The following is a 9,296-nucleotide window of genomic DNA, read 5'->3' as shown; positions in this document are numbered from 1 at the left end:
ACATGATTCCCTTTTTAACGGTTTTCCGAAAGAAGTCTCCCATCCTCAAGGAATGTGAAGCTGCGAATAGCACCAATGAGTAGGTGAGAGATGAATTTCGGTTGGCTTTAGCCAAAACTCCTTCCATATGGTATAATAGGAACATACATTCTGATGGATGGATGGAGTGAATGAATATGACGAAACAACATAAAGCCTTCCAATTTCGTATGCTACCCAATAAAGAACAGGAAGTATTATTAGCCAAAACATTTGGTTGTGTTCGTTTTGTCTACAATCAGATGTTAGCAGAACGAAAAGAAATGTATGAAAAGTTCAAAGATGATAAAGAAGCACTTCAAGAGCAAAAGTTTCCGACTCCTGCAAAATATAAAGAAGAATTTCCATTTCTAAAAGAAGTGGATTCCTTAGCTTTGGCAAATGCACAATTGAACTTACAAAGTGCTTATAAGAACTTTTTTGAAGGAAATGCTGCATTTCCAAAGTTCAAAAATCGGAAAGCGAAACAATCTTACACAACCGATCGAGTAAACGGAAATATTGAATTGCAAGACGGTCATATCAAATTACCCAAACTAAAATTAGTAAAAATCAAACAGCATCGAAAAATTCCTACTGATTATAAATTGAAGTCTTGTACGATTTCCAAAACAAAGTCAGGCAAATACTATATTTCGATTTTGACAGAATACGAGAAAGACATTAAACCTGTGTCTATTCAGGAAGTCGTCGGGCTCGATTTTGCGATGGATGGTCTATATGTTGAAAGCGAACAGGGTGAGAAAGCCAATTACCCTAAGTTCTACCGACAGTCTTTAGACAAATTAGCAAAAGAACAACGCATCCTATCTCGCAGAAAGAAAGGTTCTGCACGTTGGGAAAAACAGCGTTTGAAAGTGGCTGCACTACAAGAAAAGACAGCCAATCAACGGAAAAACTTTCTTCACCACCAATCAAAAGAATTAGCATCAACCTATGACGCTGTTGTTATCGAAGACTTGGACATGAAAGGAATGTCTCAGGCCCTTCACTTTGGGAAAAGTGTTCACGACAACGGTTGGGGGATGTTCACGCTCTTTTTAGCGTACAAGCTAAAAGAACAAGGGAAACAACTTGTGAAAATTGATAAATGGTTTCCTTCCACTAAGAAGTGTTCTTCTTGTGGTGCAGAAAAACCGATGAAACTATCTGAACGCACCTACCGTTGTTCCTGCGGCTATGTGGCAGATCGTGACTATAATTCCGCCATCAATATCAAAAATGAAGGGATACGCCTATTAGCGTTATCATAAGCAACCAAAACTCTTGGAACGAGAGGGTTAGCTCGGTCAATTTTCGTTGGCTAGTAAAAGCAACGATAAGTCGAGAAGCCCCCACTTCAAGCGACCCATAAGGGTGGTAAGTGGTGGGAGCAGTTCACAGAGGGGTTACGTTTAATGCATCGATTAGTTCATCCCGTCTTATTTTCGCATCGATATGGTAGGTTTCTTTTAATCTTTCTTCTGTCAATACTTCATTTGAATGGCCAAATGTCCTTACTTCGCCATTTTGCAGCAAAAGTAGCTTCTCTGAAAAGCGGGAAGCAAGATTCAAGTCATGCAGCACTGTTACAACTGTCTTACCCTGGGACGTGAGTGCTTGCAGTAATTTTAATATGTGCATTTGGTAATAGATATCAAGGGCGGAGACTGGTTCATCGAGTAAAATCAACGGTGCATCTTGTGCGAGAGCTTTTGCGATAAAGACGAGCTGTCGCTGACCACCGGACAAATTCAGGATGGAATCATCCCGAAAGCGCCACGTATTCGTTGCGAGCATCATTTCTTTTATGATCTCTTCGTCAGCTTTATTGGATTGTAAGAATTCACGATGAGCATGCCTCCCCATGGAAACAACCTCTTTGACATTGAAATTGAAATCGATATGGGTATCCTGGGGAACATAGCTTAAGTGTCGTGCCATTTCTTTATGGGAGTATGCTTTCTGATCCTTACCGGCAATCTTTATTTTTCCTTCCTTAGCAGTGATCAGTTGGGCAATTGTTTTCAGTAAAGTTGTTTTCCCGCTGCCGTTCGGACCAATTAGACCGATAAATTCGCCTGGCGCGACATGAAAGTTTATGTTTTTTAAAATCTGTTTATCACCGAGCGTTACATGTAAATTGCTAACATCGATCATAAAGACACTCCTTTGTAAGCTCTGATAATAAGAAAGACAAATAATGGGGCACCGATCAGGGCACTCACAACACCAACCTGCAATGTGATCGGCTGAATGACCATTCGCGAAATTAAGTCTGCTAAGATAAGGAATGCTGCCCCGCCAAGTGCACTTGCCGGTAAGAGTAGTCGGTGATCTGGCCCGATAGCAAGCCTTAATATATGCGGAACAACGAGTCCGATAAAGCCGATGATTCCACTAACAGCAACTGCTGCACCGGTGATTAATGCGGCAATGGTAAGCACAAAGTTGCGAGTAACCCGCGTGTTGATTCCCGAAGTTTTCGCATGATCTTCGCCGAGGAGCATCATATTCAACTGGCTGCCAAATAAGAATAAGATGATAATACCAATGGTAATCGGAATCGAGATAATGAGGACATGCTCCCATGTTCTGGCTTCAAGGCCTCCCTGCAACCAGAAAACGATGCCTCGCAGTTCTTGTTCGTTTTTAGATGTAGCGACGAGCACGTTCATCATTGCCGAGAAAAAGGAATTGACACCGATGCCGAGTAAAAGTAATACCGCTATACTTCGCTGATTCGTCGCTTTCCAGACAATGATGATGACAAACATAGCGAATAGGGCACCAATAAATGCAGATATTGGCAGCAACCACTGATTTATTGCTGACCAACCAAAAAATATCGCACAAACAGCACCGAGAGCAGCCCCGCTGGAAACACCGATATAACCGGGTTCAACGAGAGGGTTACGAAACAAGCCTTGCATTGCAACACCGGCAACCGCTAAAGCAGCACCGACAAAGCTTGCGACAAGTACGCGGGGAAGGCGGACCTCTGTAATGACGACCCACTGTTGGTCTGTGAAACCAGCATAATTAATGAGCTGTAGTTTATGTAAAAATATCATAATCGTTTCTTTAAAAGGAATCGAAATCGGTCCTAGAGAAACCCCTACGATAAACGCGACAGCTAGAATGATTGTCATCAGCACTAATGTAATTGTTGTTTTAAAGACGCGATTACGCTTCCATCTCATTGTTAATTTATTCATAAAGCACCTTCAATTTGTACTCCTCTCGGGTGGTAAGGGTAGTTGGATTTTCTTTTTATCACGTATTAACGGTCTGTAATATCCCCATCTTTAAATAGGAAGGAAACCCAATATGTGAAGGTCGGGGATAAACAGTCTGTAAATACCTGATTCTGTTCAACTAATATTCAGTGGAAGGAAGGTAAGGATTTCCCACTGAATGAAGTTTCACTTTATTGAATTACCATTATAGCAAAAAGAGGCAAGTTCTTCTTGCTTTTCGAGGAAATGTACTGAATCATTCATAATTTTATTAAAAAAGGCAGCGTTTCATCCAATTTTGTGGAAAAACACTGCCCGCTTGATTTCTAATATCTTATTTCGTACTTTCCACGGTGTTCCTAACGCCGGCAATGCCCAGCGGTCAAGGCCGTACTAATCGGGGACTTTCCAGGCTAGAATGACGAGGATTGCAACCAGCAGCATGCTTGATCAAGAAGTGGGTTCAAGTATCATATAAATCGACATACAATTGTCCTTTGGAATCGATTTGTGCTAAAAATACATCACTAATATCATAGGCGCCTTGCTTTTTCACTTCTGTTTCTAGCCATTCAGCAGTGAACCCTAACACTTCCATGCTTTTTGTCATCATTTTTCCATCCATAATTAAAATCATCGGACCATGTTCCAAGGGAATTGGCATGTTTAACATTTTTGCAGTAACCGGTTGCTGATCGGTTTTTAACATAATACTTAATTTACCGTTCGTCTCTAATATAGCCATTTCAACGTCAGACACTTTAAAAACGTCTTTTTCCCTTAATAAGAGCATTAATTCATTGAGATTCATCAGATTCTTTTTCATATTCTTCTCAAGAATCTTGCCGTTTTCTATAAGGGTTGTCGCTTTTCCATCTGTCAGATTAGAGAATGCATTGGATTTCATTCCGATATAGGAGAGCAAGATTGGAAAGAGCCCCCACACGAATAATGACATTAAGCCATTCAATGCCTTAACATTCTGGTCAACAGACATTGTTGCAGCAATCGAGCCAATCGTGATCCCAACACAATAATCAAAAAATGTAAGCTGGGAAATTTGTTTCTTTCCCATCATTCTCGCCATGAGAAATAATAATAAAAAAGCTGCGATTGAGCGTAGTAAGATTAATATCAGTTCCGGCATCTTTTTTCCACCTTTTACATTTATTATTTAGCTTTAGTATGGGGCAAGATATGCATATCAATTCATGGAAAAGGAGGAGCATTTCTTTGCGTAAAATGATCGGTTTTATCTGTTTATTTGTCTTACTTGTTGGTTGTGAAAATAATTTCGGCGGTCAAGCTTTCTATGACCAGATTAAGGAGATAGAAAGCAGGGTGGAAGCAGAAGATTGGGAAGACGTCGTGGTGAAAGCTGAAGAATTGAAGGAATTGTATAAGCAAGATAAGTGGAAATTGCAATTATTAGGGGATGAGGATGAATATGAGGGCTTATATGAAGCCATCAATAAATTAATCACTGCGGGAAAAGGGAAGGATGAGGCGAACGTTCGGATGGAATTGTCCGGTATTCATACGCGTATTGAAGATATTTATTCGTTGTGACGAACGAGGCTTAGGTTTCCCCTAAACCTCGTTTGATCTTTTTCTGTCTATAAGCGGTCCAAGCTGTTTTTAAAGCAGAATATGTTCCAACTGCGGCGGCTCCGTAAAAGGCTCCCATAAAAAAACCTGCCCATAAATCACCTCGGTGACTGATGAATATGGAAATAATAAATCCGATAATGCTTGCTATCGTTGGGAAGAAGGCCCTGGGAATTGGAAAAAGTTTAAAGCATTGGGTTAATAGAACGACAGCTGGAACTGCAATGACACCATCCCAGAAATTAGTATGAATCGTCGGGAAATCCAAAGTAACTCCTCCTTTTTTAGTAATATGCCTTATTTTGAAAAAAATATTACACGCTCAGGTACCAGCCAACTGGGACAACTGCTCTGACCCCGTGTCCCGATCGGGACATGGGGTCAGAGCAGTTGTCCCAGTCTGTTCATTATCTATTCATATTTGGGTTGTATTCTAGGGTTAGTGATATGAATAAGGTTGGAGGAATGAGGATGAATCTTGCTTGGAAAGAGATGAAGAAGAATAAGGTGAGATTTTTAATATTGGGTTCGATCGTTTTTCTTGTTAGTTTCCTAACGTTTATCATATCGGGGCTTGCGAATGGGTTGTCTCAGGATAATGCGGCTTTGATTAAAGATTTGCCGGATGGTCAGTTTTACATGAGTGAGGATGCGGAAGAGACGTATAATTTATCAAGGATTGATCTGGATACACAAGAAGAATTATTAGAAAAAGAGGAACAAGCTACAGCGTTGTCGATTCAGCTGGGATTTCTAAATGATGGAGACAACAAACAGCAAAGTGTCGCCTTTGTTACGTCAGCAGGTTCGGAAAATTTCCCTCAAGTAGGAAATGGGAAAGTCATCTTGGACCGCTCGCTGGAAGAGAAGGGCATTAAAGTTGGAGATACATTGACGAACAATCAATTTAGTGGTGAGTTTATTGTAAAAGGATTTGTTGATCAAGAGAAATTCAGCCACGCGCCTGTTGCATTTATCCATACGGAAAACTATCAAGAAATGTACCGGGTAGAGGAGATGCAGCTTGTCTTCATACCGAACGGGGAAACTACCGAATCGGTTAGCGGGCTACAAGCTTTTACAAAAGATGAATTTTTACATACGATTCCAAGCTTCAGCGCAGAACAGCTGTCATTAAATATGATTGTCTGGTTTCTAGTTGTTATTAGCGGTATGTTGTTTGGCATTTTCTTTTATATGATGAACGTGCAAAAGATTGGCCTGTACGGCATTTTAAAAGCAATAGGTTACAAGACTAGTAGTCTATTCAAAATGATGTGGACGCAAATGATATTCATTACATTACTCGCTCTAGGAATATCCATTGCACTTAGTCAGGTTTTCAATCAGATCGCTCCGGACGGGATGCCCTTTAGCTTACCTGTCGGAACAACATTGCAGTTGTCCATTGTATTCCTCGTGATTGGATTCATCGGTTCGACCTTATCAGGCATCCAGATAAAAAAGGTCAATCCTTTACAGGCAATTCAGCAAGGAGAGATGTAACATGTCCATACTAACAATGGAAGAAGTGAGAAAGACATTTACAAACGGAGAAATAGAAGAAGAGATATTGAAAGGAATTAATCTCTCGCTTCAGAAAGGGGAAGTTACGGCACTGGTCGGAGCATCCGGTTCCGGTAAAAGCACCCTGCTCACGATAGCTGCAGGTCTACAAGACGTATCAGTCGGTCAAATAATTGTGAACGGAGAACGTTTAACCGGAATGAATCAGGAACAAATCCGTAAGATCCGTGCGAGTCAATTTGGTTTTGTTTTTCAATTTGCCCATCTCGTTCCGTTTCTTACCGCAGAAGAACAACTCTTGCTCATGCTTGAGGTTTCCGAGTCGAAATTAACGAAACAGGAACAGAAAATAGAAGTCGATCGGATGTTGACATTGGTTGGAATGAGCCACCGGAAAAATGCATATCCAGCTTCCATGTCAGGCGGGGAGAAGCAGCGGGTTGCCATTGCTCGGGCCATGATTCATAAGCCTAAAATTCTATTCGCCGATGAACCGACCGCAAGCTTGGATTCCAAGCGGTCGCAGGATATTATGGAATTAATCCGCGAACTGACGAAAAGTGAGAAGATCACGACACTGATGGTCACACATGATGAAGAGATACTAAAATTTGTTGACCATGTGGTTAAAATGAGTGATGGGGTCATTTAATGATCTCAATTCACTTACATTTAGTGTCCAACCCAGCCCTTGATATTGCACAGGGCTGTTTTTTTCTGTACAGTTTGGTTAAAGAAAATATTTTCATAGGAGTTAACAAAATGACAACTATTTTAATTGTTGATGATGATAAAAATATCTTGAATCTCGTATCCATCCATCTGTCTGAACAAGGTTATCACGTGTTGAAAGCGCAGGATGGAATTGAAGCATTAGAAATCCTTCATGAAGAAATTTGTCACTTAGCAGTTGTTGACGTGATGATGCCGTTTATGGATGGTTACGAACTGACGAAGGAAATCAGGAGGCAGTACAATATTCCAGTTATCCTGCTCACTGCTAAAAGTCAAATCGATGATAAAGAGCAAGGATTCCAGGCAGGAACAGACGATTATCTTGTGAAGCCGTTTGAGCCAAAGGAATTGGAGTTCCGGATTAAAGCATTGTTGCGCCTTTATTATAATGAACACGATGAATTTACGATTCGAATCGGTGAGACTACGATTAATAAAAGGACGTATGAAGTGAAAGCCGGTGACCGGACCATTCTTTTACCATTAAAAGAGTTTGAACTATTATATTTTCTTATGTCACATCCGAAGCAGGCATTTACCCGCGAGCATCTAATCGAACAAATTTGGGGCTTTGATTATGAGGGGGATGATCGCACTGTAGACGTGCATATTAAGCGGCTCAGGAAACGTTTTTCAACATGGACCGATGATTTCCAAATAAAAACTGTCAGAGGGGTCGGCTATTTACTCGAGGCGAAACGCACATGAGGACGCTTTATGTCAAGCTTGTTGTCATGACGATCGGGATCATGATACTCAGCAGTATTCTAGCTTTCCTATTATCCAATACGTATTACCAGCAAAAATTAAAACCGGAAAACGATGAAAAAATTACAACAATCGCTGAATCGATAACGACATATATTGATGAGAATCCGAACATTGATCTGATCGACTATTTGGAGAGCATTGCAGCTGTCGGTTATCAAATGTATTTGGTTGATGACACTCAGGAAGGGAATTTTTACGGAGCGGAATTCAGGGATAAGAGTCTTTCGAAACAGACAGTGGAACTTGTTTTAAACGGCGAAGTGTACCACGGCATCCTGGAGTTTCCCCAAGAAACATTTGTGACTGGCTTCTTTGCAAATGAATTGAAGAATACAATCGGTGTCCCGATAACACATGGCGGGAAAAATTATGCGCTCTTCCTAAGACCGGATATTAAATTACTCTTCAATGAAATGCATTTTCTATTTGCCTGGTTGCTTGTATTCACGATTCTGTTAAGTATTATTTTAGTAGCCATCAGCACGAAATATCTAGTTAAGCCAATATCCGAGTTAACGGCGGCAACGAAATTGCTTGCAGAAGCTAATTTTAATGTAGAAGTAGGGACAAACCGGAATGATGAGCTTGGAAAACTTTCACAAAGCTTCGTACAAATGGCGAAAAAATTAGAACAAATGGATGATGTGCGGAAGGAATTCATCTCAAATATTTCCCATGATATCCAGTCTCCTCTATCTAATATTAAAGGTTATACGAATTTGCTGGAAAAAGAAGCGATTAGTGAGGAAGAGAGAGCTGAGTATATTTCCATCATTAATGGGGAGATCAAACGGCTGTCCAGTATGACGGATCAGTTATTACTTCTCGCATCATTGGATCGCAGTGATGATTTGGAAAAGCGGAAAACGTTCAATCTCGCAGAGCAGTTGAAAGAGTTGGTGCGGAACCATCAGTGGCAGGTTAATGAAAAAGGAATCATGCTGGCATATACATTACCGGATATTGAATTGAACGGGGACCCATCCTTATTGAATACGGTTTGGGATAATCTGTTATCAAATGCGATTAAATATAATAAGCCGGATGGAAGCATTAACTTATCCATTGAAGGAAAAGATGAAGCGGTCATTATTCGGTTTGAAGATACCGGAATAGGGCTTGGACATCCAGAAATGGAAAGAGTTTTTGACCGTTTTTACCGGGCCGATACATCGCGGACAAGAACAGTTGAGGGAACAGGACTCGGTTTATCGATTGTCTGGACGATAATTAAATTACATGGTGGCTCGATTCACGTTGACAGCAGAGAAGGGGAGGGGACTGTTTTCACCGTTGAGTTACCTAATCGTATATAATTTCTTTCCAATTCATCCTCTATTCATATTGATTCTGTAGATTATAGAGGAAGTTAAAAAACACCTATATGAATTGGAGAGG

Annotated in this window: 10 protein-coding genes; 6 read left to right on the top strand and 4 right to left on the bottom strand. The window is 40.6% G+C overall.

All coding sequences use genetic code 11. The annotated features are described in order from the left end of the window. Positions 1-176: 176 nt before the first annotated feature. Positions 177-1,292, top strand: coding sequence for an RNA-guided endonuclease InsQ/TnpB family protein (locus SPD53_RS11540; protein ID WP_336252652.1), 1,116 nt, complete (start codon positions 177-179; stop codon positions 1,290-1,292). Between the two features lie 124 nt (positions 1,293-1,416). Here SPD53_RS11540 and SPD53_RS11535 read toward each other — a convergent pair whose 3' ends face one another. From SPD53_RS11535 to SPD53_RS11525, 3 genes are all read right to left on the bottom strand, one after another. Next, positions 1,417-2,178, bottom strand: coding sequence for an ABC transporter ATP-binding protein (locus tag SPD53_RS11535; protein WP_156857023.1), 762 nt, complete (start codon positions 2,176-2,178; stop codon positions 1,417-1,419). After that, a complete protein-coding gene (locus SPD53_RS11530) occupies positions 2,175-3,236 on the bottom strand; it encodes a FecCD family ABC transporter permease (protein WP_229782739.1) in 1,062 nt (353 codons plus the stop codon). Before SPD53_RS11530 ends, SPD53_RS11535 begins: the two co-directional genes overlap by 4 nt. Before the next feature lie 484 nt (positions 3,237-3,720). Next, positions 3,721-4,404: a DUF421 domain-containing protein gene (locus SPD53_RS11525; protein ID WP_188858527.1), complete on the bottom strand. Its 684-nt coding sequence runs from the start codon at positions 4,402-4,404 to the stop codon at positions 3,721-3,723. A gap of 95 nt (positions 4,405-4,499) precedes the next feature. Between SPD53_RS11525 and SPD53_RS11520 the strand changes: the two genes are divergently transcribed. Beyond that, positions 4,500-4,826 carry a DUF4363 family protein gene (locus SPD53_RS11520; RefSeq protein ID WP_229782742.1) on the top strand — a complete coding sequence of 109 codons (327 nt, stop codon included), beginning with the start codon at positions 4,500-4,502 and terminating at the stop codon, positions 4,824-4,826. Between the two features lie 10 nt (positions 4,827-4,836). Here the strand turns inward: SPD53_RS11520 and SPD53_RS11515 are convergent, their stop codons facing one another. Continuing rightward, positions 4,837-5,133 carry a hypothetical protein gene (locus tag SPD53_RS11515; RefSeq protein ID WP_336252651.1) on the bottom strand — a complete coding sequence of 99 codons (297 nt, stop codon included), beginning with the start codon at positions 5,131-5,133 and terminating at the stop codon, positions 4,837-4,839. 203 nt (positions 5,134-5,336) lie between these two features. On the opposite strand from SPD53_RS11515, the gene SPD53_RS11510 reads away from it, so the two are divergent. From SPD53_RS11510 to SPD53_RS11495, 4 genes are all read left to right on the top strand, one after another. Further along, positions 5,337-6,371: an ABC transporter permease gene (locus tag SPD53_RS11510; protein ID WP_336252650.1), complete on the top strand. Its 1,035-nt coding sequence runs from the start codon at positions 5,337-5,339 to the stop codon at positions 6,369-6,371. Position 6,372: 1 nt separating this feature from the next. Beyond that, positions 6,373-7,044, top strand: a complete 672-nt coding sequence (locus tag SPD53_RS11505) for an ABC transporter ATP-binding protein (RefSeq protein WP_156857019.1) — start codon at positions 6,373-6,375, stop codon at positions 7,042-7,044. 110 nt (positions 7,045-7,154) lie between these two features. Next, a complete protein-coding gene (locus SPD53_RS11500) occupies positions 7,155-7,835 on the top strand; it encodes a response regulator transcription factor (protein ID WP_156857018.1) in 681 nt (226 codons plus the stop codon). Beyond that, a complete protein-coding gene (locus SPD53_RS11495) occupies positions 7,832-9,214 on the top strand; it encodes a sensor histidine kinase (RefSeq protein ID WP_336252649.1) in 1,383 nt (460 codons plus the stop codon). The genes SPD53_RS11500 and SPD53_RS11495 overlap by 4 nt, the downstream gene beginning before the upstream one ends. Positions 9,215-9,296: the final 82 nt, after the last annotated feature.

The sequence above is a fragment of the Oceanobacillus sp. MO10714A genome (genome assembly GCF_037072045.1).
Taxonomy (GTDB): Bacteria; Bacillota; Bacilli; order Bacillales; family Amphibacillaceae; genus Oceanobacillus; species Oceanobacillus indicireducens.
The sequence above is the reverse complement of the archived record's forward strand: the minus strand, read 5'-3'. Positions and strand labels throughout refer to the sequence as shown.

Coding starts and splice junctions, on each gene's coding strand:
- SPD53_RS11530 (WP_229782739.1), bottom strand. CDS start 3,236: ATGAATAAATTAACAATGAGATGGAAGCGTAATCGCGTCTTTAAAACA.
- SPD53_RS11505 (WP_156857019.1), top strand. CDS start 6,373: ATGTCCATACTAACAATGGAAGAAGTGAGAAAGACATTTACAAACGGA.
- SPD53_RS11520 (WP_229782742.1), top strand. CDS start 4,500: ATGATCGGTTTTATCTGTTTATTTGTCTTACTTGTTGGTTGTGAAAAT.
- SPD53_RS11495 (WP_336252649.1), top strand. CDS start 7,832: ATGAGGACGCTTTATGTCAAGCTTGTTGTCATGACGATCGGGATCATG.
- SPD53_RS11525 (WP_188858527.1), bottom strand. CDS start 4,404: ATGCCGGAACTGATATTAATCTTACTACGCTCAATCGCAGCTTTTTTA.
- SPD53_RS11500 (WP_156857018.1), top strand. CDS start 7,155: ATGACAACTATTTTAATTGTTGATGATGATAAAAATATCTTGAATCTC.
- SPD53_RS11510 (WP_336252650.1), top strand. CDS start 5,337: ATGAATCTTGCTTGGAAAGAGATGAAGAAGAATAAGGTGAGATTTTTA.
- SPD53_RS11540 (WP_336252652.1), top strand. CDS start 177: ATGACGAAACAACATAAAGCCTTCCAATTTCGTATGCTACCCAATAAA.
- SPD53_RS11535 (WP_156857023.1), bottom strand. CDS start 2,178: ATGATCGATGTTAGCAATTTACATGTAACGCTCGGTGATAAACAGATT.